Annotated in this window: 18 protein-coding genes; 7 read left to right on the forward strand and 11 right to left on the reverse strand. The window is 67.4% G+C overall.

What is annotated here, in order from left to right:
• Positions 1 to 21 precede the first annotated feature (21 nt).
• The gene (locus PHR85_RS02590) at positions 22 to 1,056 is read right to left on the reverse strand and encodes a beta-propeller fold lactonase family protein (RefSeq protein WP_300050019.1); all 1,035 of its coding nucleotides are present in this window, start codon (positions 1,054 to 1,056) and stop codon (positions 22 to 24) included.
• A gap of 221 nt (positions 1,057 to 1,277) precedes the next feature.
• Here PHR85_RS02590 and PHR85_RS02595 point away from each other — a divergent pair, with 221 nt between their 5' ends.
• The 4 genes from PHR85_RS02595 to soxZ are packed head-to-tail and all read left to right on the forward strand — an operon-like array spanning position 1,278 to position 3,915.
• Complete coding sequence (locus tag PHR85_RS02595; protein WP_300050023.1) at positions 1,278 to 2,321, forward strand: tripartite tricarboxylate transporter substrate binding protein; 1,044 nt, start codon at positions 1,278 to 1,280, stop codon at positions 2,319 to 2,321.
• Positions 2,318 to 3,052 (forward strand): ATP-binding cassette domain-containing protein, encoded by a 735-nt coding sequence (locus PHR85_RS02600; protein ID WP_300050025.1) that lies wholly within the window; start codon positions 2,318 to 2,320, stop codon positions 3,050 to 3,052. Before PHR85_RS02595 ends, PHR85_RS02600 begins: the two co-directional genes overlap by 4 nt.
• Before the next feature lie 33 nt (positions 3,053 to 3,085).
• Entirely contained in the window at positions 3,086 to 3,541 is a 456-nt protein-coding gene (locus PHR85_RS02605; protein WP_300050026.1) for a thiosulfate oxidation carrier protein SoxY, read from the forward strand.
• 59 nt (positions 3,542 to 3,600) lie between these two features.
• A complete protein-coding gene (gene soxZ, locus PHR85_RS02610; protein ID WP_300050027.1) occupies positions 3,601 to 3,915 on the forward strand; it encodes a thiosulfate oxidation carrier complex protein SoxZ in 315 nt (104 codons plus the stop codon).
• A gap of 9 nt (positions 3,916 to 3,924) precedes the next feature.
• On the opposite strand, the gene PHR85_RS02615 is transcribed toward soxZ, so the two are convergent.
• The 10 genes from PHR85_RS02615 to dapC all read right to left on the reverse strand — a co-directional run bounded on the left by PHR85_RS02615 (position 3,925) and on the right by dapC (position 19,047).
• Positions 3,925 to 4,629 carry a response regulator transcription factor gene (locus PHR85_RS02615; RefSeq protein WP_300050029.1) on the reverse strand — a complete coding sequence of 235 codons (705 nt, stop codon included), beginning with the start codon at positions 4,627 to 4,629 and terminating at the stop codon, positions 3,925 to 3,927.
• Between the two features lie 10 nt (positions 4,630 to 4,639).
• The gene (locus PHR85_RS02620) at positions 4,640 to 6,667 is read right to left on the reverse strand and encodes a sensor histidine kinase (RefSeq protein ID WP_300050030.1); all 2,028 of its coding nucleotides are present in this window, start codon (positions 6,665 to 6,667) and stop codon (positions 4,640 to 4,642) included.
• On the reverse strand, positions 6,660 to 8,219 hold the full coding sequence (locus PHR85_RS02625; RefSeq protein WP_300050073.1) for a methyl-accepting chemotaxis protein: 1,560 nt from the start codon (positions 8,217 to 8,219) through the stop codon (positions 6,660 to 6,662). Before PHR85_RS02625 ends, PHR85_RS02620 begins: the two co-directional genes overlap by 8 nt.
• A 160-nt stretch (positions 8,220 to 8,379) precedes the next feature.
• Complete coding sequence (locus PHR85_RS02630) at positions 8,380 to 11,592, reverse strand: DUF748 domain-containing protein (RefSeq protein WP_300050033.1); 3,213 nt, start codon at positions 11,590 to 11,592, stop codon at positions 8,380 to 8,382.
• A 3-nt stretch (positions 11,593 to 11,595) separates the two neighbouring features.
• The gene (locus tag PHR85_RS02635; protein WP_300050036.1) at positions 11,596 to 13,635 is read right to left on the reverse strand and encodes an ABC-F family ATP-binding cassette domain-containing protein; all 2,040 of its coding nucleotides are present in this window, start codon (positions 13,633 to 13,635) and stop codon (positions 11,596 to 11,598) included.
• Positions 13,632 to 14,546, reverse strand: a complete 915-nt coding sequence (gene prmB, locus PHR85_RS02640) for a 50S ribosomal protein L3 N(5)-glutamine methyltransferase (RefSeq protein ID WP_300050038.1) — start codon at positions 14,544 to 14,546, stop codon at positions 13,632 to 13,634. The genes PHR85_RS02635 and prmB overlap by 4 nt, the downstream gene beginning before the upstream one ends.
• The gene (gene dapE, locus PHR85_RS02645; RefSeq protein WP_300050040.1) at positions 14,543 to 15,730 is read right to left on the reverse strand and encodes a succinyl-diaminopimelate desuccinylase; all 1,188 of its coding nucleotides are present in this window, start codon (positions 15,728 to 15,730) and stop codon (positions 14,543 to 14,545) included. Before dapE ends, prmB begins: the two co-directional genes overlap by 4 nt.
• A gap of 31 nt (positions 15,731 to 15,761) precedes the next feature.
• Entirely contained in the window at positions 15,762 to 16,913 is a 1,152-nt protein-coding gene (locus PHR85_RS02650; protein ID WP_300050042.1) for a PilT/PilU family type 4a pilus ATPase, read from the reverse strand.
• Positions 16,914 to 16,951: 38 nt separating this feature from the next.
• Positions 16,952 to 17,785 (reverse strand): 2,3,4,5-tetrahydropyridine-2,6-dicarboxylate N-succinyltransferase, encoded by an 834-nt coding sequence (gene dapD / locus PHR85_RS02655; RefSeq protein ID WP_300050044.1) that lies wholly within the window; start codon positions 17,783 to 17,785, stop codon positions 16,952 to 16,954.
• Between the two features lie 14 nt (positions 17,786 to 17,799).
• Positions 17,800 to 19,047 carry a succinyldiaminopimelate transaminase gene (gene dapC / locus PHR85_RS02660; protein ID WP_300050046.1) on the reverse strand — a complete coding sequence of 416 codons (1,248 nt, stop codon included), beginning with the start codon at positions 19,045 to 19,047 and terminating at the stop codon, positions 17,800 to 17,802.
• Positions 19,048 to 19,165: 118 nt separating this feature from the next.
• Between dapC and cas3 the strand changes: the two genes are divergently transcribed.
• The 3 genes from cas3 to casB are packed head-to-tail and all read left to right on the forward strand — an operon-like array spanning position 19,166 to position 23,980.
• The gene (cas3, locus tag PHR85_RS02665; RefSeq protein ID WP_300050049.1) at positions 19,166 to 21,829 is read left to right on the forward strand and encodes a CRISPR-associated helicase Cas3'; all 2,664 of its coding nucleotides are present in this window, start codon (positions 19,166 to 19,168) and stop codon (positions 21,827 to 21,829) included.
• Positions 21,826 to 23,442: a type I-E CRISPR-associated protein Cse1/CasA gene (locus tag PHR85_RS02670; protein WP_300050052.1), complete on the forward strand. Its 1,617-nt coding sequence runs from the start codon at positions 21,826 to 21,828 to the stop codon at positions 23,440 to 23,442. Before cas3 ends, PHR85_RS02670 begins: the two co-directional genes overlap by 4 nt.
• Positions 23,429 to 23,980: a type I-E CRISPR-associated protein Cse2/CasB gene (gene casB, locus PHR85_RS02675; protein ID WP_300050055.1), complete on the forward strand. Its 552-nt coding sequence runs from the start codon at positions 23,429 to 23,431 to the stop codon at positions 23,978 to 23,980. Before PHR85_RS02670 ends, casB begins: the two co-directional genes overlap by 14 nt.
• The last annotated feature ends 131 nt before the right edge of the window (positions 23,981 to 24,111 follow it).

Raw genomic sequence — 24,111 nt, forward strand, 5'->3', positions numbered from 1 at the left:
TTCTTGCCTCGGCGTCCTGACTCAGCGCAGCGCCAGCGGCGTGTGTGGCACGCGACCGGCCGCCACGGTGCGGATCGCCTTGCCAGTTCGGGTGTCGATCAGCGTCATGTCGTCCGACAAGCCGTTGGTGACGTAGAGCGTGGACTCGTCCGGGCTCAGCGCCAGGCCCCAGGCGCGCTTGCCCGCCAGCACCGTGCGCCTGACCTGGCGGCTGGCGACGTCGACCTCCGCGACATGGTTGGCCCGACCCAGGCTGACCCAGGCCGTGCGGCCGTCGCGCGTGAGCACGATGCCGACCGGCGTGATGTCGCTGGCGCGCATGCCCTCGATGGCGAACCTGAGCGTCGCCTTGACGCCGCGGCTGCCGGTGTCGATCAGGCTCACGCTGGCGCTGAGCTCGTTGCTGACCCAGAGCTCCTTGCCGTCCGGCGAGAGCGCGAGGCGGCGCGGGCGCTGGCCGGCCCGGATGTCCTTGACCACCTTCCGCGCCACCAGGTCGATCACGTGCACGACGTTGGCGTCCTCGGACGTCACGTAGGCGGTCTTGCCGTCGGGCGCCACCAGCACGCCCTCGGGCTCGCCGCCGGTCCTGATCTTGAACAGCGTCTTCTTGCTCGCGAGGTCGTAGGCGGCCAGCACGCTCTCGTCCTCGATCGAGACATAGGCGGTCTTGCCGTCCGGGCTCAGCGACATGAGCTCGGGGCTGTCGGCCACCGCGATCCGGTCGACCAGTTTGCCGGCGACGCGGTCGATCACGCCGATCTGGTTGCTGTCGCCGCAGACGACGTAGATCCTGCGGCCGTCGGCGCTGGGCTTCAGGTCGCGCGGCCGCTGGCAGACCTCGATCGTGGACTGCAGCTGGCCGGCGCTGTCGAAGCGCAGCACCTTGTGGTCCTTCTCGCTCGACACGTAGACCGACTGCGCGAGCGCGCCGCCGCTGGCCAGCGCGCCCAGCAGGACCAGTCCCGGCGCGCCCAGGCGCTGGCGTGGCCCTGTTGCCGATGCCGCGCCGCGGTCGGGGCCGTGCTGGTCAATGCGCTTGGCGCTGGGGGTCATCTCGTGCTCTCCTGGTTGGCTGGTCCCGTGACGGCCATGCCTGGCTGTAACGGCTGTCACGGCTGATTGGTCACAGCAAGCGCCGTGCCAGGGCTCTGGCGGGCTGGTCGCACGCCTTGCCGCCTCAGTCTGTTGCACTTTGGAGCAGTCGGCACGGGTGTCGGAACAGGCACGCGACTTGCTGCTGGTGACAGCGTGACCCGAGCCAGAGACGCCTCCGAATGAACGACACCAAACAACACCGCACCCGTCGCGCCGCCCTGCAGCGGCTGCTGACACTGGCCGGCGCCGGCCTCGGCTGGGGGACTGGCCAGGCGCGCTCCGTCGAGCCCCAGGCCGACGCGCCCGCCTGGCCGCTCAAGCCGGTCACCCTGATCGTGCCCTGGTCGGCCGGTGGCGGCACCGACCTGTCGCTGCGCGTGCTGGCCGAGGAGGCCGCCGCCCACCTGGGCCAGCCGGTCATCGTCGCCAACCGGCCTGGCGCCGCCGGTACCATGGTGGCGCCGCTGCTCAAGGCGGCCGTGCCCGACGGCCACACCATCGGCCAGTTGCCCGTCACCGTGTTCCGTCATGCGCTCATGAACCGCGTGGCCTGGAATCCGGTCACCGACCTCGCGCCCATCCTGCAGGTCTCGGGCACCACCTTCGGCCTGCTGGTGCCGGCCGCCAGTCCCTGGAAGCGCGTGAGCGACCTGCTCGACTGGGCCGCCGCGCATCCGGGCGAGTTGCTGCTGGGCTCGACCGGCATCGGCTCCACGCCACATCTGGTGATGGAGGAGTTGCTGCTCGACCATGGCATACGCTACACCCATGTGCCCTACAAGGGCACCACCGACCAGATGCTGGCGCTGGCCAGCGGCACCATCATGGCCGGCATGAACTCGACCGGCTTCGCGCCCTGGGTCGATCAGGGCAAGCTCAGGCTGCTGGCGCTGTTTGGCGAGCGCCGCAGTCCGCGCTGGCCGACGGTTCCGACCATGGGCGAGCTCGGTTTTCGCCATGCGGTCCACCATTCGCCCTGGGGCCTGGCCGCTCCCGCCGCGACGCCGGTGGCCGCGCTCGACATCCTGCACCAGGCGTTTCGCCAGGCCATGTTCACGCCGCGCCATCTGGCCGAGCTGGCGCGCTACGATCAGGAGCCGGCCTACCTCGGTCCGGCCGACTACCGCGCGGCGCTGGCCGATGCGGTCCTGCGTGAGCGCCGCATGCTCGAACGCATGCGGCTGCTGGTCGATCCGTCCCCGCGCCAGAAAGGCGACTCATGAATCCGGCCGTCCTCGAAGTCGCTGGACTCGTCAAGCAGTACGGCGACAAGACCGCGCTGGCCGGCATCGAACTGACCATCGCGGCGGGCGAGATGGTCGCGCTGCTGGGCCCCAACGGGGCTGGCAAGTCCACGCTGATGCAGCTGCTCACCGGACTGTTCGTGCCCGACCGGGGCCGCATATGCGTGCTCGGTCACGACATGCGGACCGACGCGCCGAGCGCGTTGGCCCGCCTGGGCGTGGTGTTCCAGCAGTTCGCGCTCGACCTGGACCTGTCGGTGCAGTCCAACCTGCTGTTCCATACCGATCTGCATGGGCTGCCACGGCGCAGCGCGCGCGCGCGCATCGGCGCCGGGCTCGAAGCCGTCGGGCTCGGGAGCGATGCCAGCCGCCCGGTGCGTGCGCTCTCGGGGGGGAACCGGCGCAAGGTCGAGCTGGTGCGGGCCATGCTGCATCAGCCTGGCTTGCTGCTGATGGACGAGGCGACCGTCGGTCTCGACCCGGTTTCCAGGCGTCAACTCAGTCAGACCGTGGTCAGCCTCTGCCGTCAGTCGGGGGTGGCGGCCTTGTGGACCACGCACCTGGTGGATGAAGCGGTGCTGGCCGATCGCGTGCTGGTGCTGCAGCGCGGACGGCTCCTGTTCGACGGCGATGTCCCGACCTGTCTGCAGCGCACCGGGGCTGGCGATCTGGAAAGCGCCTTCCTGCAACTGACGGGGCTGGCGACATGACCCAGCCGACCATCGATCCAAGGAGTCCGCGCCATGCCCACCCGACGCTCCATCCTCAGGCACGGCGCCACCGTGGCGGGCTTGCTGGCGCTGACGGGCCTGTTCCCGCACCCGGGCCGGGCCGATCAGGCCGCCGCCTTCGAGGCCAGCGAGCTCGACGCGGTGCTGGCGGCGCTGGGCAGCCGGACCCCGATCGAAAGCCCGCTGCTCGCGCTCAGCGGTCCCGACTTCACGGACAACGGCGCCTCGGTGCCGCTGGGCGTCAGCAGCTCGCTGGCCGACATCAGCATGCTGCTGATCCTGGTGGAAAAGAACCCCACGGCCCTGGTGGCCTTGTTCCGGCCTGGCCGGGGCGTGGCGGCCAACTTCACCGTCCGCGCCAAGCTGGTTGAATCATCCGAGGTCTACGCCGTTGCGATCACCGCGGACGGCGCGGCCTATTTCGCCCGCAAGCCAGTCCAGGTCACGCAAGGTGCTTGCGGCACCTGAACGGCCGCCGCCGCACGCGGCCGCCGCCACCATCCGAACGCATCATCGAGGACGCCGACATGCCAGATCCGATCCGAATCCGCGCCCAGGCCGCCGGTGACCATGCCGTGGTGCGGGTGCTGATCCGCCACGAGATGGAGTCCGGCCAGCGCCAGGACGCCATGGGCCGGCGGGTGGCCGCGCATTTCGTGCGGGAGGTCCGTGCCACGCACAACGGCCTGACCCTCTTCACGGCCGAGTGGGGACCCTGGGTGGCGAGGGATCCCATCCTGAGCTTCGAGGTCAAGGCGGCCAGAGTCGGTGACAGAATCGGGATCTGCTGGCGCGATGATCAGGGCCAGAGCCGCAGCGACGAGACCACCGTCGTCCCATGACGGCAGGCGCTAGCCCCCTTGGATCGAGATCGGGGCCGTGAACGCATAGCCCTGACGATGCGCCGTCTCCAGCGGGAACTCATGGCCCAGCGCCTCCCGGGTCTTGTTGCGCAGGCGGCGAACCAGGATCTCCATCCGACGCGGGTCGTAATGCTCCGGATCGTGGCCGAGCGCGACGGTCAGCTCGTGGCGCGACACCGACCGGCCCGGCGCGCGAGCCAGCTGGGTCAGCAGGGTCTGCTCCGAATGGGTCAGCTTGACCGCCAGCCCCTCGGGCGACAGCAGGCTCCAGCTCAGGATGTCGAGCACCCAGGCCTTGGGCGCGGCGGGCCTGAGCCGGCGCAGCAGATTGCGGATCACCGCCGTCAGCTCCTCCAGCTGGACGGGCTTGACCAGGTAGACATCGGCACCGGCCCTGACGCCGGAAATCCGGGCCGTCGCCTCGCCGCGTGCGGTCGTGATGATCACGCCCTTGTCGCGCAGGCCGGTCTGCCGGGACAGCCAGACCCGACCGTCGCCGTCAGGCAGGCCCAGGTCCAGCACCAGCAGGTCGAAGTCGTGCGTCGCCAGCACCTGTTCGGCCGATCTCAGGCTGCTGGCGCCCACGGCCAGCAGCCCTTCGAGTTGAAGGAAGCGCACCATGGCTTCGAGCAGATCGGGCTCGTCCTCGATGACCAGGACTCGGGCGGCAGGCGTTTGTTGCGTATGCGGCATCATTTTTCAATCACGATTTGGCTGGCAGCCAAAAGGAAAAACAGCAACCCTGGCCGACCGCGCTGTCGAGTTCCAGCTGTCCGCCATGTTTCTCGGCGATGCGCCGCACGATCGACAGTCCCAGTCCCATGCCCGAGGCGCCGCTCTGGGGCGAGACGCGGAAATACTCGCCAAACACGGCCTGCTGGTGCTCGGGTGCTATGCCGGGGCCCTGGTCGATCACGGCCAGGCCGACGAAACCCGGCTTGACCCGGGTCTCGATCACCACCGGGGCCTCCCTGCCCGCGTATTTGCGCGCGTTGTCGACCAGGTTGCCCAGCGCGATGTCGAGCAGGTATTCGTCACCCACCAGCTGGGGCACCCGCGCCTGCCAGCGCAGTTCGAGCGGACAGCCGTTCATGCTGTGGACGTTGGTCAAGACGAAATGCTCCAGCCACTCGGGCAGGGGAATCGGGTGCGGGTCGATGTCTTCGAGCGCATGGTTCAGGCGGTCGCTCTGCAACCACTTGTCGAACATCAGCACCAGCCGCCGCGTGGCGCCGTCGAGCACCGACAGCCGCTTGTCCAGCAACAGCTCGCCGCGTTCGTGCTCCTTGCGCATCAGGCTCAGCTGGCTGTTGATGATGCCCAGCGGGTTGCGGAACTCGTGCGAGATCATGGCGCCAAAGCGCCGGTATTGGACCAGCACCTCCTTTTCATGCTGCAAGGCCGATCGCAATTGCTCGGTGCGCTGATGCACCGTCAGCTCCAGCCGCTCGTTGGCCGTCTGGAGATTTTCGAGCAGGTGCTGGCGGGCGTCCATCTCGCGCGACTGCGCCTGCTCGCGCTGGTGGCGCTCGGTGCGCAGCAGGTCCGCCAGCGCGAGGGCCAGCAGCAGCATTTCAAAGACCGACGAGATCTGCAGGCTGTACGAGGTCCAGGGGTTGCTTGGCAGCCATTCGAAGGCGCGGCCGATGGCCACGAACATGCCCACCGACAGCATGGCCCAGGCCAGGGTGAAGATGCGCAGGTCGGTGCGCCGGTGCCGCCAGGCCCGCAGCAGACCGCTGACGAGCAAGACAATGCCTGCCACCGCGCTCAGCATCAAGGCCATGTGCAGCTGCCGCACCGGCAAGGGCACGTACAGGCTCAGGCCCAGCAACAGGGCCAGCAGGGCCAGCAGGCCCGCCATGAACAGCCAGGCCGGACCCGGCCAGGCTTGCCGATGCCGCTCCCGCAGGAAACTGCCACTGAACAGCAGCAGGAAAGCCCCGGACAGACTCAGCAGCAGGCTCTCGGCGATGGCGTTGAAGGCCGTGGCCTCGGGCCAGAGAAACAGGCGACCCAGGCCATTGCCCGCCAGCATGCCCAGTCCGAAGAACAAGACATAGAGCGCGTAGAACAGGAAACGCCAGTCCCTGATCATGAAGAAGACGAACAGGTTGTAGATCATCAGCACCAGCAGCCCGCCGGTGTACAGGAACTGCAGGCTCAGGACCTGATGGACTTGCATGCCGAAGAGCCGGTCGGGCCAGGCCCGCAGCGGCACCGTCAGCGGATTCTTGGACGCGACGCGCAGGTAGTAGTGCTGCGCATCGGGACCGAGCGCGAGCGGAAAGACGAAGAAGCCGTGGAAGTAGGGGCGGCTGCTCAGCGGGTGGGCATCGCCGGTCAGCACCGGGGCGGCGCCTGGCGCGTAGAAGGCCAGCTCGTCGATCAAGGCATAGGGGATTTCCAGCAGCCAGTCCGCCGTCTGGCCCGGGGCCTGTCGCAAGGACAGGCGCAACCAGTAAGCCGATGCCGTGAAGCCGAAATTCAGATCCCGACGGTTCGGGGCGGGAGGCTGGAAGCGCGCGGCCAGCGCGGGCTGGCGCACCTCGTCGAAGGTGAGTCGACCCGAGGGGTCCTCCAGTACCTCGACCACTCCGGTCAGATCGATGCTGCCCTGGCCATCGCCCAGCGCCATCGACCGCACATCCAGAGACCAGCAGGCCAGGCACAGCAGCAGGCATCTCGGGACGTTGGAGAACATCCGGCGCAGCGTGGCACGTTCAAGCATGCAAGCCGTTCCTGTAAACCGTCACGGCCGCTGCCAGTCGATTGGCCTGGGAGGTCAGACTGCGGGCCGCGGCCACGCTGACATCGACCATCGAGGCGTTTTGCTGGGTGACCTGATTGAGTTGCACCACGGCGCTGTCGACCTGCCTGACCCCCTGGGCCTGCTCCTGGCTGGCCAGGCTGATCTCATCGATCAACTGCGTGACATGCCTGACCTGGCGGACGATGCCCTTCATGCTGTGCCCGGCCTGTTCGACCAGCGCCGAACCGGTTCGCACGCTGTGCACGCTGGCATCGATCAGCTGCTTGATCTCCTTGGCGGACAAGGCGCTGCGCTGCGCCAGGCGGCGCACCTCGCTGGCCACCACCGCGAAGCCCCGGCCCTGCTCGCCAGCCCTGGCCGCTTCCACCGCCGCGTTGAGCGCCAGGATGTTGGTCTGGAACGCGATGCCGTCGATCACCCCGATGATCTCGGCAATCTGGCTTGAGCTGTGGCTGATGGTCTGCATGGTCTCGACCACCTGGGATACGACCTCGCCGCCCTGCAGCGCGGCCTCGCTGGCGCCTTGCCCCAGTTGGCTGGCTTGTTGCGCCGTGCCGGCGTTTTGCCGCACCGCGGCGGTCAGCTGCTCCATCGAGGAGGCCGTTTGCTCCAGGCCGGCGACCGACTGTTCGGTGCGTGCCGACAGGTCGTGGCTGCTGTGCTCGATTTGCTGGCCCGCCGCATGCAGGCCGCGGACCTGCATGTTGACATCATCGACCAGCGAGCGCAGATTCAAACCCGCCTGGTTGACCGAGCGCAGCAGCATGCCCAGCTCATCGACGCGGTCGAGCTGGATGTTGGGCCCCGGGCTGCCTGCCGCCACGGTCTGCGCCTGCTGCTGGATTTGCCGCAGGGGGCGGGTGATCTGGACTTGCAGCCAGGTATCGGCCAGCACGGCGGCGAGCAATGTCACGCCGGCCATCAGGCCCAGCCAGCCCGCCGCCAGTCCCTGCAGGCTGGCCGCGATCAGGCTCGCGAGGCAGAGAAACGCGATGCCGAGGTGGATGCGGGCGCCGACCGACAGCCGCTGCAACAGCGACAAGCCCGCCAGCCAGCCTGTGCGCACGATCAGACCCTGGTGAAAACGGCGTCGTCCCAGCCTGCCCTCGCGACAGGCTTGGTACAGCCGCTCGGTGGCCTCGACCTCCTGGCGCGAGGGCTTGGTGCGCACCGACATGTAGCCGGTGATCTGGCCGTCGCGCACCATCGGGGTGGCGTTGGCCCGCACCCAGTAGTGGTCGCCGTTCTTGCGCCGGTTCTTGACCAGGGCGGTCCAGGATCTGCCCGCCTTGATCGTCCGCCACATGTCGGCGAATGCCTCCTGGGGCATGTCCGGGTGACGCACCAGATTGTGCGGCTGCCCCAGGATTTCCTCGTGATCGAAGCCGCTGATCTGGACGAAGGCCTCGTTCGCGTACAGGATTCGACCTTGGGTGTCCGTGACCGACATCAAGGTCGTGTGCGGGTCGTAATCGAACTCGTGTCGGGTGATGGGGGTGTTCAGGCGCATCGTGGCTGGTCGATTCAGGTGCTGGTCGGCATGGCTTATTCTTTCGCCGCCGACCCTGCCGTTCAAGGCGCGCACACCGACAAATTCCGACAAAATCCGACAATCCGTTGGACCGTGGGCCAGCGCGCCAACCCGTCACCGTGCCACCGAGCGCCGCCGATCATTCATTTTTCAGTCCCAGTAGCACGGCCGGATGCCAGGGCTCGGCGTCGGCCTGGGCCGAGGTCATGGGCGCGAGCAGGTAGATACGCTGGTGCTCCACGCCGCGCCGGACCAGTTCGTCGCGCACCCGGGCGGCCCGATCGAGCGCCAGCTCGCGGATGCGGTCGGCATCGACCGCAATCGAGGCCAGCAGCAGCTTTTCCATCTCGGCGGCGGGCAGGTCCTTGGCCAGGCCGATCAGGTTGCGCGGCTTGGGGATGTCGGCGCGCCGGTAGACCGCCGCCAGCAAGGCCGGGGTTTCGGCCGTGGTCGGCGGCTGGATAGTCGTCTCGGGCAACTTGCCCTGGCGCGCGAGCTGGCGCTTCTTTTCCTCCAGCAGACGCTGCCGCAGCTGCGCCTGCTGATAGGCGCCGCGTTCGCGTTCCAGATCGCTCTGGCCTTGGAGCGTGAGCTGCAGGTCGCCGCGCTGGGTCATGGCCCGCGCGATCTGCTCCAGCCTGGCTTGCGCGACGGTGTCGGGGCTGGCGCTGCCCAGCGCGAAGTCGACCTGGTTGAAGTCCTCGGTCGAGCCGCCCAGCGCGTGCGCGATCAGCGCGAAGGGGGCCGTCACGGCCTTGCCGATCAGGTTCAGCACCATGCGCCAGACGATAGCTCCGACGCGGAACTGCGGGTCGTTGATCGAGCCGCTGACCGGCAGGTTGAGGTCGATCACGCCGTTGCGGTCGGCCAGCAGCGCGACCGCCAGCCGGATCGGCAGGTTGGGTGCCTCGCTGCCCTCGACCCGCTCGCTGAACTGCAGTTGCTTGAGCAGGATCTGGTTGCTGGCCCGCAGCTGGCCGTCGGGCGCGATCTGGTAGCGCACTTCCATGCCGAGCTTGCCGCGCTCGATGCCATGGCCCGCGTACTTGATGCTGTAGGGTGACAGCGGCGGCAGTTCCAGGTCGTCGACCTTGGCCCGGATGTCGAGCGCGAGCGGCTGGGCCAGTGGGTTGAGCCGGCCTTCGATCTCCAGACTGGCCGTACCTTCGGCCTTGCCGCGCAGGCTGAGCGTGGCCATTGCGGGCGCTGCGCCTGTCTCGGCCGGCCGATTGGAGAAACCCCCCAGGTGGCCGGTCAGCTCGCTCAGGCGCGCGGAGTAGTTGGGGTGGATGAAATGGTCCTGGAAGTCGACCCGGCCCTTGACGAAGGTGATCGGGCCGAATTCGAGCCGCGCCGCTGCCGCCGCAGGCTGGGCGGCAGCGGATCCAGCAGTCGCCGGCGCGGGCTGGCGCAGCAGCTGCTGCAGGTTGATGCGCCCCTGCGGGTCGATCACGATGCGCGCGTAGTAGTCGTCCAGCGCCGTCTCGGCCACCTTGAGCCGGCTCAGGGCGCCGGCCTTCAGGTCGAGCTGCAGACCGCGCAGGCCGAGCGATTTCCAGTCGAGCAGCCGCTCGGCCGGGTCCAGCGTGCTGGTGCGCAGGCGCTCGACCTCGCCGTCGCCGCGCAGTGCCAGCAGCAGGCCTTCGGGCGGCAGCGACAGCTCGACGCGCGCGCGCAGTCCCAGCTCGGCGCGCAACAGCTCCAGGTTGAGCGCGGCGGCGAAATAGGGTTCGAGCTGGTGCAGCGGCAGGTCGTCGAGTTCCAGCTGGCCCTGGCTCGACAAGACCTTGGCCTGGTGCGCGCCCGTGGCCTGACTGGGCAGGTCGATCTGACCCTGGTAGCGCAGCGCCCCCGTATTGCCCGCCTGGCCCGATGCCTCCGGCGCCAATTTCAGGCTGAGGTCCAGCGGCAAGGCCTGGTCCTGCTCCGAGGCGTTGCTCCAGGGGCCAGCGCTCAACTGCAAGGCCTCGATCCGCAGGCGCACCGGACGAGCCGGGCTTTGGTCCAGGAATCCCAGGCGCCCGTCCACCAGCCGGAATTGGTCGAGCTGCAGTTGCCAGCCTGCTGCCGGGCTGGCTTGAACCGGTGGGTCCGCACTGGCCGAATCCCGACCCAGGGCCGTCAGCCAGTTTTCGAACATCCAGCGCTGGCGGGCATCGCGCTGCAGCTGCAGTTCGGGCCGTTCCAGACTCAGCTGGCCGATGACCACGCGGCGCTCGGCCAGCGCCAGGCGGGCATCCTGCAGCAGCAGCTGGCCCAGGCGGACTGGCTGCTGCTGGTTCTCGTGCAGCGCCAGGCCGTCGACCTGCAGCCGCCCGTTTTCGAGGTCCAGCGCCAGTGCGCCGGTTGGCGACCGGATCGGCCAGCCCAGCCGGGTCTGACCGTCGAAGCGCAGCCGGTCCCAGCTCAGGCGCATCGGCTGCGCTTGGGGGGTTCCGGGCAATTCGAGTTCGACATCCCGCAGCGCCAGATGGCCGGCCAGGGTCAGCGGTGCCTTCGCTTCCTGTGCCGCTGGCGCCAGGCGCAGCGTCAGGTCGAACTCGAGCTGGCCGCGCGTCGGGCGCAGCGGCAGCTTGGCGGGCCAGTAGGGCAGATAGGGCGCCAGGTCCAGCGCGGCGCCGTGCAGCCTCGCCTCGCCTTGGCGGGCCTGGGCAAAGGGCAGCAGCAGCGCCTTGGCTTCGACCGGGTCGCCGTTGAGCAGGAAGTTCAGGCGCGGTGCGCTCTTTTCCTCGCGCTGCGGCTCCAGGCTGCTCAGGAAGGGCAGGTCCAGCGTCAGCTGGCGGATTTGCTGCGTGCGCCCGACCGGCTCGTCGATGAAGTCGATCGCCGCGTCGCGCAAGCGCAGGTGGAACAGCGCGAAGCGCGGCAGCGCCGAGGGCGGCTGCTCGGGCTTGAGCAGCCGCTCGATCAGGTCATCGATGTCGTAGCGCCCGCCGCCCAGATGGCGCAGCTTGAGCTGCGGGCGGTCGAACTCGACGGCGTCCAGCACCGGCGCCAGCCGCAGCAGCGAGCGCCAGTCGAGGTCGACATGGAAGCGCCCGAGCGTGAACTGGTCACCTTGACCCTGGGCGTCGGCCAGCCGCAGCCCGCGCAGCTCCAGTTCGAGCGACCAGGGCTTGAGCTCGACCCGCTCGACCGTGACGGCGCGCCCGAGCGCGGCGCTGGCCTGGCGCTCCAGCTGCCATTTGAGCAAGGGCGGCAGCGCGGCCCAGGTCAGCAGCCAGCACAGCAGCAGCCCGGCCAGCGCCAGGCCGGCGGCGCGCAGCCAGCGCCAGGCCCCGGTGCGCCAGGTGCGCTGTGGTTTGGGCGGGGGGGCGCCCGCGCCGGCGGGCTGATCGGCTGCCGCTTCCATCGATCAGTCGGTTTCGGCTTCGAGCGCCTCGATCTGCTCCGACAGTTCGAGCCAACGCAGCTCGGCGGCGGCCGTCTCGTCCTCGATGCCCTTGAGCCGCTTGCCGATCTGGGCCAGCTCGGTCGGCGGCAGCGCGCTCAGCAGCTTCTGCTGCAGCGCGGCGCCTTCGGCCTGCAGGCTGGCCATGCGCTGGTCGAGGTCGGCCAGCGCCTTCTTGTGCGGCTTGAGCTTTTGCGCCAGTTGCTGGCGCCGCTGCGCCTCCAGCCGTCGCTGTTCGGCCGGGTTGACGGCCGGGGCGGAGGCAGCGGCGGCTGGCGTGGCCGCCACCGGCTTGGGGCTGACCACCGCAGCGACCGCGACCGGCTCGGCCTTGGCCTTGACGGCCGGCGCGCGCTGGGCTGCCTGCACCGCCTCGCGCTTTTGCTTGGCCATGTCGAGCAGGTAGCGCTGGTAGTCGTCGAGGTCGCCGTCGAAGGGCTCGATGCCGCCGTGCGAGACCAGCCAGAACTCGTCGCAGACCGAGCGCAGCAGCGCCCGGTCGTGGCTGACTAGCATCACCGTGCCCTCGAACTCGTTGAGCGCCATCGCCAGCGCCTCCCGGGTGGCCAGGTCCAGGTGGTTGGTCGGCTCATCGAGCAGCAGCAGGTTCGGGCGCTGCCAGACGATCATGCACAGCACCAGCCGGGCCTTCTCGCCGCCGCTCATGCTGCCCACGGCCTGCTGCACCATGTCGCCGCTGAACTGGAAGCGGCCCAGGAAGTTGCGCAGGTCCTGCTCGCGCGTGCCCTGGCCGCTCAGGGCGCCAGCGGCCGACAGGTCGCGCGCCAGCCGGATCATGTGCTCCAGCGGCGTGTCGCCCTGGCGCAGCACGTCGAGCTCCTGCTGCGCGAAGTAGCCGATGTTCAGCCCCTTGCCCTCGGTCAGCTCGCCTTTGAGCAGCGCCAGGTCGCGCGCCACCGTCTTGACGAAGGTCGACTTGCCCTGGCCGTTGGCGCCCAGGATGCCCAGCCGCTGGCCCGCCAGCACCGAGCGCGTGACGTCGTGCACGATGGTGGTGGCGCTGCCGTCCTCGGCGCGGTAGCCGAAGCTGGCCTCGCGCAGGCTCAGCATCGGGTTGGGCAGCTGGGCCGGCTCCTGGAACTCGAAGGTGAACTCGGCATCGGCCAGCACCGGACCGATCTTCTCCATCCGTTCGAGCGCCTTGACCCGGCTCTGTGCCTGCTTGGCCTTGCTGGCCTTGGCCTTGAAGCGGGCGATGAACTTCTGCAGGTGCGCGATCTTGTCCTGCTGGCGCGAGAAGCTGGCCTGCTGCTGGCTCAGCTGCTCGGCGCGCATGTCCTCGAAGCGGCTGTAGTTGCCGCCGTAGCGCGTGATCTTGGCGTTGTCGATGTGCAGCGTGACCGAGGTGATGGCGTCGAGGAACTCGCGGTCGTGGCTGATCACGACCATGGTGCCGGCGTAGCGCTTGAGCCAGCTCTCCAGCCAGACCAGCGCGTCGAGGTCCAGGTGGTTGGTCGGCTCGTCGAGCATCAGCAGGTCGCTCGGGCACATCAGCGCGCGCGCCAGCTGCAGCCGCATGCGCCAGCCGCCCGAGAAGCTGTTGACCGGCCGGTCCACCTCGTTGACCTGGAAGCCCAGCCCCAGCAGCAGCGCCTGCGCGCGCGCCGGTGCGTCATGGGCGCCGGCATCGTGCAAGTCGGTGTAGGCGTGGGCCATGGCCTCGCCGTCGTCGCTGGCCTCGGCCAGCTCCACCGCCGCGCGCGCCGCCGCCAGCCGGGTGTCGCCGTCGATCACGAACTCGGTGCAGGGCTGGTCGGTCTCGGGCATGTCCTGCGAGACCTGGGCCAGCTGCCACTGGCGCGGCCACTGGAACTCGCCGCCGTCCTCGTGCAGCTTGCCCTGCAGCAGCGCGAACAGGCTGGACTTGCCGGCGCCGTTGCGTCCGACCAGGCCGACCTTCTCGCCGGGGTTGATGGTCGCATTGGCCTGGTCCAGCACCACCTTGGTGCCGCGGCGCAGCGTGACATTGCGCAGCGTGATCATGTGATGTCCTTGGTGGCGGCCCAGTCGGCCAGTGATTCTCGGGTCAGCAGCAGCACCGGGCCTTCGCCCGCGCTGGTTTCGGGCCAGTAGGCCAGCAGGGTCGGGAAGGCGCGCTCGAAATGCTCGCGCTCGTTGCCGATCTCCAGCAGCAGCACGCCGTGCTCGTTCAGGTGCTCCAGCGCGTGATCCAGCAGATGGCGCACGAAGTCCATGCCGTCGTCGCTGCCCGCCAGCCCGCCGTCGAGCGAGATCAGCGGCTCGGCGCGGTACTCGGCCGGCAGCTCGTCCATCCCCTGGCGGCAGACATAGGGCGGGTTGCACAGGATCAGGTCGTAGTGATCGGGCAGATTGGCCCAGCCATCGGACTCGACCAGCCGGATGCGCTCCTGCAAGCCATGCCGGTCGACGTTGATGCGGGCCACGGCCAGCGCATCGGTCGATAGATCGGCGGCGTCCACCCGGACCTCGGGCCAGGCCAGCGCGGCCAGCACGGCCAGGCTGCCGTTGCCGGTGCACAGATCCAGCACTCGCTGGGTGTGCTCGCCCAGCCAGCCGTCGATCGACTCGGCGCCCTCGGCGGCGGCGATGAACTCGGCCAGGAAGCTGCGCGGCACGATCACCCGCTCGTCGACATGAAAGGGCACGCCCTGCAGCCAGGCCTCGTGCGTCAGGTAGGCCGCCGGCTTGCGGGTCGCGATGCGCTGTTCGATCAGCGCCAGCACGGCTTCGACTTCCGACTCGGAGCAGGCGCGTTCGGCCAGTTCATCGAGGTCGGCATCCAGCGGCAGGCCCAGCCGCCACAGCGTCAGCCAGACCGCCTCGTCATGCGCGTTGGTGGTGCCATGGCCATAGGCCAGGCCAGCCGCCTCAAGCTGGTCGCTCGCGGCTTGCAATAGTTCGTTCAGATTCAAGGGGTGATCTCGTCCTGGGCCGGCACGCTGGCCAGAATCTCGAGCGTGCGGCGGTAAATGTTCTTCAACGGCTCGATGTCGACCAGCGCGATGCACTCGTCAACCTTGTGGATGGTCGCGTTGGGAGGGCCGAACTCTATCACCTGCGGGCAGATCTTGGCGATGAAGCGTCCGTCGCTGGTGCCTCCGCTGGTCGAGAGCTCGGTCTCCAGCCCGGTTTCGGCCCGGATCGCGCCACGCACGGCATCGACCAGCGTGCCGGGGCGGGTCAGGAAGGGGTGACCGCCGACCGTCCAGGCCAGCGTGTGGTCGCTGTCCGCCTGCAGGCCGTGGCGCGCCAGGATCTCGGCCACGCGCTGCTGCAGGCCTTCTGCCGTGCTCTCGGTGCTGAAGCGGAAGTTGAAGTCCACCACCACGGCGCCGGGGATGATGTTGCTCGCGCCGGTGCCGCCGTGGATGTTGCTGACCTGCCAGGTGGTGGGCGGGAAATGGTCGTTGCCCTGGTCCCAGACGGTGCCGACCAGCTCGGTCAGCGCGGGCGCCAGCATATGGATCGGATTGCGCGCCAGGTGCGGGTAGGCGATATGGCCCTGGATGCCCTTGACGGTCAGCTTGCCACTCATGGTGCCGCGCCGGCCGTTCTTGATCATGTCGCCGCTCTGCTTGACCGAGGTCGGCTCGCCGACGATGCAGTAGTCGAGCTTTTCGCCACGTGCCGTCAGTTCGCGGCAGACCACCACCGTGCCGTCATGCGCCGGACCTTCCTCGTCGCTGGTCAGCAGGAAGGCGATCGCCAGTTCGGGGTTGGCGTGCAGGGCCAGGAACTCCTCGCAGGCCACCACCATGGCGGCCAGCGAGGCCTTCATGTCGGCGGCGCCACGGCCGTAGAGCTTGCCGTCACGGATGGTCGGCACGAAGGGGTCGCTGCCCCATTGCTCGACCGGGCCGGTCGGCACCACGTCGGTGTGGCCCGCAAAGACCAGCGTCGGCGCGTTCGCATGAGCACCCGGGCGCTTGGCCCACAGGTTGGTGACGCGGAAATCGTCCGGCCCGCTGGCGATCGTCTCGCAGACGAAGCCCAGCGGTTGCAGGCGGTCGATGATCAGCTGCTGGCAGCTGGCGTCATCGGGCGTGACGGAGGAAAGGGAGATCAGCGCCTCGGTCAGGCGCAGGGTGTCGCTCATGGGCAGATCCGCAAAAGAAGAGAGGTCGGCGTCAATGCTTGACGTCGAGTTTGAAATCGGAGAACGAGGGGCCGCTGGGCTCGGCAGCTTGTTGCGCCTCGGCCTGGGCGGCGCTGTGCTGGGCGGCGGCGTTGTCGAGCCGCCACATCAGGTTGGTCGGCGAGTCGGCATGGGCCAGGCCTTCCTTGCGGTCGATCCGGCCCGACAGGATCAGGCGCGCGAGGTCGACCTCGAACGTCTGCGAGGCCTCGGCCATCGACTTCTCCAGCGCCTCGCGCACGCCGAAGAAGTCGCCCTTCTCGATCAGCTCGCTGATCAGGCGGGTGTTGACCATCACCTCCACCGCGGGCACCCGGCCGCCGTCGATCGCGCGCAACAGGCGCTGCGAGACGATGGCCTTCAGCGCCGACGCCAGGTCGTTGAGCATCGAGGGGCGCACCTCGACCGGATAGAAGCTCAGGATGCGGTTGAGCGCCTGGTAGCTGTTGTTGGCGTGCAGCGTCGCCAGCACCAGATGGCCCGATTGCGAATAGGCCATCGCCGCCGACATGGTCTCGCGGTCGCGGATCTCGCCGATCAGGATCACGTCGGGCGCCTGGCGCAGCGCGTTCTTGAGCGCCACCTGCAGTGACTCGGTGTCGGTGCCGACCTCGCGCTGGTTGATGATGGACTTCTTGTTCTTGAACAGGAACTCGACCGGGTCCTCGATCGTGAGGATATGGCCGGACTGGCGCTCGTTGCGGTGGTCGAGCAGCGCGGCCAGCGTCGTGCTCTTGCCCGAGCCGGTCGCGCCGACCACCAGCATCAGCCCGCGCTTGGCCATGATCATCTCGGGCAGCACCGCCGGGATGCCCAGCGACTCCAGCGCCGGGATGTCGACGCTGATGAAACGCACCACCACGGCGCAACTGCTGCGCTGGCGCATCGCGCTGAAGCGGTAGCGCCCGACGCCGGCCAGCGGCACCGCGATGTTGAGCTCGCCGCAGCGGTCGAATTCGGCCAGCTGCTCGGGCGTGACCACCTCGGCCAGCAGCTGGTAGGGGGCATCGGTCGGCAGCAGCTGCGGGTTGACGGGCAGGTAGACGCCGTCGATCTTGATCGTCACCGGCGCGTTGGCCGAGAGGTAGAGGTCCGACGCCTTCTTCTCGGCCATCAGACGCAGCAGCTTGTCCATCATGCCCATGTCCACCTCCCGGGCCGCAGGCCCATCAGTCCGCGCGATCAGTCGCGCAGCAGGTCGTTGATGCTGGTCTTCGAGCGGGTCTGTGCGTCGACGCGCTTGACGATGATGGCGGCGTACATGCTGTAAGGCGCGCCATTGGCGGCCGTCTTGGGCAGGTTGCCGCTGACCACCACCGAGCCGCTGGGCACGCGGCCATAAGTGATCTCGCCGGTGGCGCGGTCGAAGATCGGGGTGCTCTGGCCCAGGTAGACACCCATGCCCAGCACCGAGTTTTCCTCCACGATCACGCCCTCGACCACTTCCGAGCGCGCGCCGATGAAGCAGTTGTCCTCGATCACGGTCGGGTTCGCCTGCAGCGGCTCCAGCACGCCGCCGATGCCGACGCCGCCGCTCAGGTGCACGCCCTTGCCGATCTGGGCGCAGGAGCCGACGGTGGCCCAGGTGTCGACCATCGTGCCTTCATCGACATAGGCGCCGATGTTGACATAGGACGGCATCAGGATCGCGCCCTTGGCGATGAAGCTGCCGCGACGCGCGACCGCCGGCGGCACCACGCGCACGCCGGTGGCGGCGAGTTCCTGCGGCGACATATGGGCGAACTTGGTCTGCACCTTGTCGTAGAAGCCCAGGTCGCCGGCCGAGATGATCTCGTTGTCCTTCAGGCGGAAGGACAGCAGCACCGCCTTCTTGAGCCACTGGTGCACGGTCCACTGGCCCACGCCCTCGCGGCTGGCCACGCGCAGCTTGCCGCTGTCGAGCAGGTCGATCACCTGCGCGACGGCTTCCTGCACTTCGGCCGGGGCCGAGGCGGGCGAGAGCTGGGCGCGGTTGTCCCAGGCGTTTTCGATGGTCTGTTGCAGTTGTTGGGTCATGATCTGCTTCTTATTCAGTTGGAGGATTGAATGAATGCCGCGATGCGGCGCGCGGCCTCGACGCATTCGGCGGTCTCGGCCACCAGCGCCATGCGCACGCGCCGCGCGCCCGGGTTGAAACCCCGCGCCTCGCGCGCCAGGTAGCTGCCCGGCAAAACCGTTACATTGTATTGAGCCAGCAAGGCCTTGGCGAAGTCGGTGTCGCTGCCGCCCGTCAGGCCGCCGAACTGCTCCGGCACCTCGGCCCAGAGGTAGAAGCCGGCGTCGGGCAGCGCGACGTTCATCACCTCGGCCAGGATCGGCGTGACGGCGGCGAACTTGGCGCGGTACTGCTCGCGGTTATCGATCACATGCGGCTCGTCGAGCCAGGCGGCGGCGCTCGCGCTCTGGATCACGGTGCTCATCGCGCTGCCGTGGTAGGTGCGGTACAGCGTGAAGGCCTTGATCAGCGCCGCGTCGCCGGCGACGAAACCGCTGCGCAATCCGGGGACGTTGCTGCGCTTGGACAGGCTGGTCAGCGCGATCAGGTTCTTGAAGTCGGTCCGGCCCAGCTGGGCGGCCGCTTCGAGGCCACCGAGCGGCGCCTCGTCGCGGAAATAGATCTCGCTGTAGCACTCGTCCGACGCGATCACGAAGCCGTACTGGTCGCTGAGCTCGAACAGCATCTTCCACTCGGCCAGCGGCATCACCGCGCCGGTCGGGTTGCCCGGCGAGCAGGTGTAGAGCAGCTGGGTGCGCTGCCAGATGGCTTCCGGCACGCTGGCCCAGTCGACCGCGAAGTTGCGCTGGGGGTCGCTTGGCGCGAACCAGGGCTGGGCGCCCGACAGATAGGCCGCGCCCTCGTAGATCTGATAGAAGGGATTGGGACAGACCACCACCGGCTCGGTCCCGTCGGCCGAATCCGCGAAGGTGCGCGGGTTGACCACCACCTGGGCCAGCGAGAACAGCGCCTCGCGCGAGCCCAGCACCGGCAGGATCTGCGTCGCCGGGTCCAGGCTCAGGCCGTAGCGGCGCTGCATCCAGGTCGCGCAGGCGGCCTTGAGCTCGGGCGTGCCGGCCGTGGCGGGGTAGGTCGCCAGACCACCGTCGGGCGCGTGGACGGCCTCGCACAGTTTCTCTTTCAGGAAAGCGGGCGTCGGATGGCGCGGCTCGCCAATGCCGAGGCTGATCGCGCGGTAGTCCGGGTTGGGCGTCACGCCGGCAAACAGCTGGCGCAGGCGCTCGAAGGGGTAGGGCTGGAGGCGGGAGAGCAGGGGGTTCATGGGGGGAGATTGTCCCACGCCACGACCCGCAGATTGATTTCTTATCTAATTAGTATCTTCTGAGAAAATTTTTATTTGGGTTATAGTAAGCAGGTTAATTATTCCTACTCGTATGCAAATGAAGGCTTGGGGCAAATTTCAGGGTTGGGGCCGATTCCATCCGCTCGTGGATCACATGCTGGATGTCGCCGCATGCTTTCGACAAGTGGTTTCCACCCCCGGCATCAAACGTGCGCTGGAGCAGGTGGCAGGTCCGGATTACAGACTCACTGAATCACAGATCTGGCGCTTGTCTGCCCTGGCTTTCCTGCACGACATGGGCAAGGCCAACGCTGGTTTCCAGGTGAAATGCTGGATTGCGGCGCAAGAGAAGGTGCCCGCTGGCTGGCCCGGTCCCGCGGGTCATGTCAACGAAGCCTGGTTCCTGTTCGAGGATGAAGCGATTGGGGCGTCGGTCCTGCAGCACCTGCCGTTGGAGTCGCTGAACTCATGGGGTGCAAGCGTTCTTTCCCTGCTCTGCGCAGCCATCAGCCACCACGGCCGGCCACCCCGCGCAGATGCTGCCAATCCTGGGCATCTCAGGCGGATCTGGCAAGTCGTGAGGAGCGATAACGGTACAACCTATGACCCTGCCGAAACCATGCAGGACATCGGCTGCAAGCTGCTGGACTGGTTTGCTCCCGCCTTCGAACCGGGTGACGAGTTGCCTGCTGCTCCGGCATTTGCGCACCTGTTCGCAGGCTTGGTGCAGCTGGCGGACTGGTTGGGGTCGGACACACGTTTCTTCCCCTACGCCGAGCCGGGAGAGGACAGGCACAGGACTGCTGCGCAACGGGCAGCCATCGCTGTCCGGGCGACAGGCCTGGACACGACGGCATGGCGCGACGCCTTGCCTGAGCTGCCAGCCTTCCAAGCTGTCTTCGATGTACCGGCTCCCAGGCCCATGCAGGCCGTGATGGCCGAAACCGGTCTCGGGCACCTTCTGATCTTGGAGTCCGAGACGGGAAGTGGCAAGACCGAGGCCGCCTTGTGGCGCTTCGCCCAATTGTTCCAGTCTGGCCAGGTCGATGGCCTGTATTTCGCATTGCCTACCCGCGTTGCAGCCACCCAGTTGTACGAAAGGGTGCGTCACTTCGCACAAGTGCTTTGGCGCGATTGCGGCCAGGGTCCTCCGGTCGTCGTGCGCGCATTGTCTGGCTACGAAAGCGCCGACGGGCAGGACAAGATTCGATTGCCCGACTTCCAGGTTCTTTGGGCTGACAATCCCGACGACCAGACCGCTCATCTGAGATGGGCGGCGGAGTCCAGCAAGCGTTTCCTGGCTGCGCCGCTTGCCGTCGGGACGATAGACCAAGCCCTGATGGCAGCGCTGCAGGTGCGCCATGCGCATCTGCGATACGGCATGCTGTCGCGTAGCCTGCTGGTGGTGGACGAGGTGCATGCTTCGGATGCCTATATGTCGGCCTTGCTGGCGCAGTTGCTCAAGGCACACCTCGCTGCAGGAGGGCATGCCCTGCTGTTGTCGGCGACCCTGGGCTCCAGCGCGCGTTATCGCTACCAGAAGCTGCTGTCCCCACGGCTTGAACCACTCAGCCTGATGCAGGCCAGCGCCTTGCCCTATCCCTTGTTGAGCGATGGCCTGTATGTGCGCGCGTTGCCCGAATCCGGCCGCAGCAAGACCATTCACTGGCAGCTGGAAGATGCCATCGACTCACCTGAACGGATTGCTGCGCTGGCCTTGGAAGTCGCCCGTCAGGGCGCCAAAGTGCTCGTCATCCGTAACACCGTCCCGACGGCAGTCGCCACCTTGCAGGCACTCGAGGCACTGGCTGCGAAGGAGGGCATGGAGGACGTCCTGTTCCAGGTGCAGGGTGTGCGCACCGTTCACCACAGCCGCTACAGCCGTGAAGACCGGCCCTTGCTCGACGCAGCCGTGCAAGTGCACATGGGCAAGGTCCGACCTGCCTTGAAGGCCTGTATCGTGGTGGGCACACAGACGCTCGAACAGAGTCTTGACATCGACGCCGATTTGCTTATCACTGACCTGTGCCCGATGGATGTGCTGCTGCAGCGGGTGGGCCGTTTGCACCGTCACGACCGGGCGCAGGCGGACAGGCCCCAGGTTTGCTGTATTGCTCGCGCCGTGGTGCTGGTACCGGCGGGGCACAGCCTGGAGGCCTGTCTCGAACGGCCACGGCATGGCCTGGGTCGATTCAAGAAGGGCGGCGGCGTCTATGCCGACCTTCGCATACTGGAAGCCACCCGGCAACTCATTGCCGGGGCTGGCCATCATGTGATTCCGCGTGACAACCGGGAGCTCGTCGAGCACGCCACCCATCCGGAAGTCCTTGAGCAAATCGCCAAGGCGGGTGGTGCCGCCTGGATCCAGCATGGCATGGCAATCGATGGGGAAACGCTGGCCGGCCGCACCCAGGCCAATCTGAACACCTTGCCTTTCGATCGACCTTTCGCCGACGAGATGGGCTCTCCCCTGCAGTTCCTGGATCAGGATCAGAAAGTGGCTACCCGTCTCGGCGCGACGGATTACCTGCTCACCTTCGATCCCCCGCAGCCTGGCCCGTTCGGCCTCCCCATCCGTCTGTTGCCCGTGCGCGCCCATCTGTGGCCGTCTGGCGTGGCAGCCGACATCCTGCCCGACGTGAGGCAGGTGTTGCCCGAGGGCGGGTTCCTGTTCGGTCTGGGAAATCGCTTTTTTCGCTATAGCCGTTTCGGGCTGGAAAGACTGGCCGAAAAGGAACAACCATCAGGAGATGCTTCGTGACCCAAGCTGAACTGCTCCATGGCAACTTGCTGCGGGAGCGCCTGTTGCATTACCGAACCGTGGTTGCTGGCGACACCGTGGCTGCGAACTTGCCCGAACTGTTCGCTGCCATGAATCGGGACGAAGTGCGTGACTTTCCGGCGTTGCGCCCTCATCAGCGCCATCCCTGGCATGCCTTTCTGGTTCAGCTCGCGGCGATTGCGCTGCACCAGGCGGAGCGTGACGAGCCTTTCGAGACCGCAGCCGAATGGGACACAGCGCTGATGGCCTTGACGCCTGACGACCTGGATGGCGCGGCCTGGTGTCTGGTCAGTCCGCCAGGCCGGCCCGCGTTCATGCAGCCACCGGTGCCTGGTGGCAGCCTGGCCGACTGGAAAAGCCCGATGACCGCTGCCGACGAACTGGACATGCTGATCACGTCGAAGAATCACGACCTGAAGGCCGCGCGCATGATCCGCAGCAGTCCGGAAGACTGGTGCCATGCGTTGATCAGCCTGCAGACCCAGGAAGGTTTTCTGGGCGCGGGCAATTATGGCGTTTCTCGCATGAACGGTGGTTTTGCAAGTCGCTGTGCCGTCGGAGTGAAGCCTCCGGGCAGGTGGGGTCAGCGATGGCGGCGGGATGTCGCTGCATTGATCGCAGCCAGGCAGGAGGTCGTGGAGTTGTACGGGCTCAAACCCGAGGGGGGTACCGCCCTGACATGGTTACGTCCCTGGGACGGCTTGGACAGCCTGGCCTTTCCGTCACTGGACCCCTGCTATATCGAGGTCTGCCGAAGAATACGGATGACCGTGAGTGCCGGTCAATTGCAAGCGCAGGCCACCAGCACGAAGGCGCCTCGAATCGCGGCCAAGGAATTGTGCGGCGTGACTGGCGATCCCTGGATGCCGGTGGACATGGTTTCAGCCAAGGCACTGACCATCACCAGTCGTGGCTTCGACTACAAGCTCGCGTCCGAACTGCTGTTCGGTCAGAAGTTGGGTAAACCCGTGGCGCAGATTCTGCGGCCCGATGACGCCAGCGCGGGGCTGGTCTTGCTGGCGCAGGGCGTGACGCGGGGTCAAGGCAAGACCGAGGGCTATCACGAGCGACGCATTCCGATCTCGAAAAAGATGCGTCAGGCGTTTGCCATCCGCGATACCGACGCGCTGGCCAAGGTGGCCGACGCGAGGATCGCTGTCATCGCTGAAGTCAGAAAAATGATCTGGGTCGCGCTGACGGTTCTGTTTGCCAATGCCGCGAGGGACGAGGCTGGCAAGGACCGCGATGCCAGCGACACGGTCAAGAATCGGGCCAGCAAGTTCGCGCAGCCTTTCGAGTCGCTTTGTGACAGCCTGTTCTTCGAGGAGCTGACCGAAGAAATCGAATCCGATGCGCCCTTGGCCGTGCGCGAGGCGTGGCTGGTCGGGATTGCCGACCGAGCCGATCGGACCGTCCGGGCCGCGTTTTCCGCTGGTCCGCGCAGCGGACAGTTGCGCTACCGCGCTCAGTCGGCTGCGCTGGCCAAGCTGCATGCCGCTATGCGTAGCCCGAAATCCAAGTTCCCCGACCTCGTAGCGGCACTCAAGTCCCGCCAATCCGACATCACCGAGGAAAACCATGAGCCAGCCTGACTTGATCGAGTCTCAAGTTCCCCCGCCGCAAGAAAAGCGAGTCAATCCCATAGGCCAGTTGGCCAACCATATTGAACATGCCGACATCGCCAGCCGTGCCGCGCTTGCCCGTCTGTCCCCCGAAGCCATGCAGCCACACCAGATGGCGGCCCTTGCGCGAGCACTGGTGGCTTCCGGCCTGGAGCCTGAAACCTGGCGCGTTGAAACCTGGCAGCGCTGGGCGCTGCTGGCGCATGGCATGGCGCAGGCCGGTCATGACGGCAAGGGGCGCCTGGGCAAGCAGTTGCTGCAGGCCGGAGTGGCCGAATCCCGCGTAACCAGACTGCTGGTTTCCCGTGGCGATGCCTTGCTACAGGTCGTGCCCCGCCTGTTGCGCTTGCTCGCCAGCAGGCAGGTCAAGCCCAACTGGCATGAGCTCGGCGAACTGATCCTGAAAGACGCATCGGCTGATCCTGACGATCAGTCCGCAGTCGAGAACCGACGTCTGCGTATCGCAGGCGACTATTACGGCGCCCAGGCCCGCCAAGGCAAGGCTTGATCCTTAAGTTAGTCCTGAGAAATTTTTCGATCCATGCCCCTGTTTTGGCCCGCCATCGGTTCTAATCCTGCCCAGTGCGGCAGGTGCCGCGTCATGAGGACGAGGGAAACGGATGGGCAAGCGACTCGACA

Origin of the sequence: Malikia sp. (assembly GCF_028687635.1) — a bacterium.
GTDB lineage: Bacteria > Pseudomonadota > Gammaproteobacteria > Burkholderiales > Burkholderiaceae_C > Malikia.

Excerpts from the sequence above, each read along its gene's own strand:
- PHR85_RS02590 (WP_300050019.1), bottom strand. The coding sequence starts at position 1,056 with ATGACCCCCAGCGCCAAGCGCATTGACCAGCACGGCCCCGACCGCGGC.
- cas3 (WP_300050049.1), top strand. The coding sequence starts at position 19,166 with ATGAAGGCTTGGGGCAAATTTCAGGGTTGGGGCCGATTCCATCCGCTC.
- PHR85_RS02630 (WP_300050033.1), bottom strand. The coding sequence starts at position 11,592 with ATGGAAGCGGCAGCCGATCAGCCCGCCGGCGCGGGCGCCCCCCCGCCC.
- dapE (WP_300050040.1), bottom strand. The coding sequence starts at position 15,730 with ATGAGCGACACCCTGCGCCTGACCGAGGCGCTGATCTCCCTTTCCTCC.
- soxZ (WP_300050027.1), top strand. The coding sequence starts at position 3,601 with ATGCCAGATCCGATCCGAATCCGCGCCCAGGCCGCCGGTGACCATGCC.
- dapC (WP_300050046.1), bottom strand. The coding sequence starts at position 19,047 with ATGAACCCCCTGCTCTCCCGCCTCCAGCCCTACCCCTTCGAGCGCCTG.
- PHR85_RS02650 (WP_300050042.1), bottom strand. The coding sequence starts at position 16,913 with ATGGGCATGATGGACAAGCTGCTGCGTCTGATGGCCGAGAAGAAGGCG.
- PHR85_RS02600 (WP_300050025.1), top strand. The coding sequence starts at position 2,318 with ATGAATCCGGCCGTCCTCGAAGTCGCTGGACTCGTCAAGCAGTACGGC.
- PHR85_RS02615 (WP_300050029.1), bottom strand. The coding sequence starts at position 4,629 with ATGCCGCATACGCAACAAACGCCTGCCGCCCGAGTCCTGGTCATCGAG.
- PHR85_RS02595 (WP_300050023.1), top strand. The coding sequence starts at position 1,278 with ATGAACGACACCAAACAACACCGCACCCGTCGCGCCGCCCTGCAGCGG.
- PHR85_RS02625 (WP_300050073.1), bottom strand. The coding sequence starts at position 8,219 with ATGCGCCTGAACACCCCCATCACCCGACACGAGTTCGATTACGACCCG.
- dapD (WP_300050044.1), bottom strand. The coding sequence starts at position 17,785 with ATGACCCAACAACTGCAACAGACCATCGAAAACGCCTGGGACAACCGC.
- PHR85_RS02605 (WP_300050026.1), top strand. The coding sequence starts at position 3,086 with ATGCCCACCCGACGCTCCATCCTCAGGCACGGCGCCACCGTGGCGGGC.
- PHR85_RS02620 (WP_300050030.1), bottom strand. The coding sequence starts at position 6,667 with ATGCTTGAACGTGCCACGCTGCGCCGGATGTTCTCCAACGTCCCGAGA.
- casB (WP_300050055.1), top strand. The coding sequence starts at position 23,429 with ATGAGCCAGCCTGACTTGATCGAGTCTCAAGTTCCCCCGCCGCAAGAA.
- PHR85_RS02635 (WP_300050036.1), bottom strand. The coding sequence starts at position 13,635 with ATGATCACGCTGCGCAATGTCACGCTGCGCCGCGGCACCAAGGTGGTG.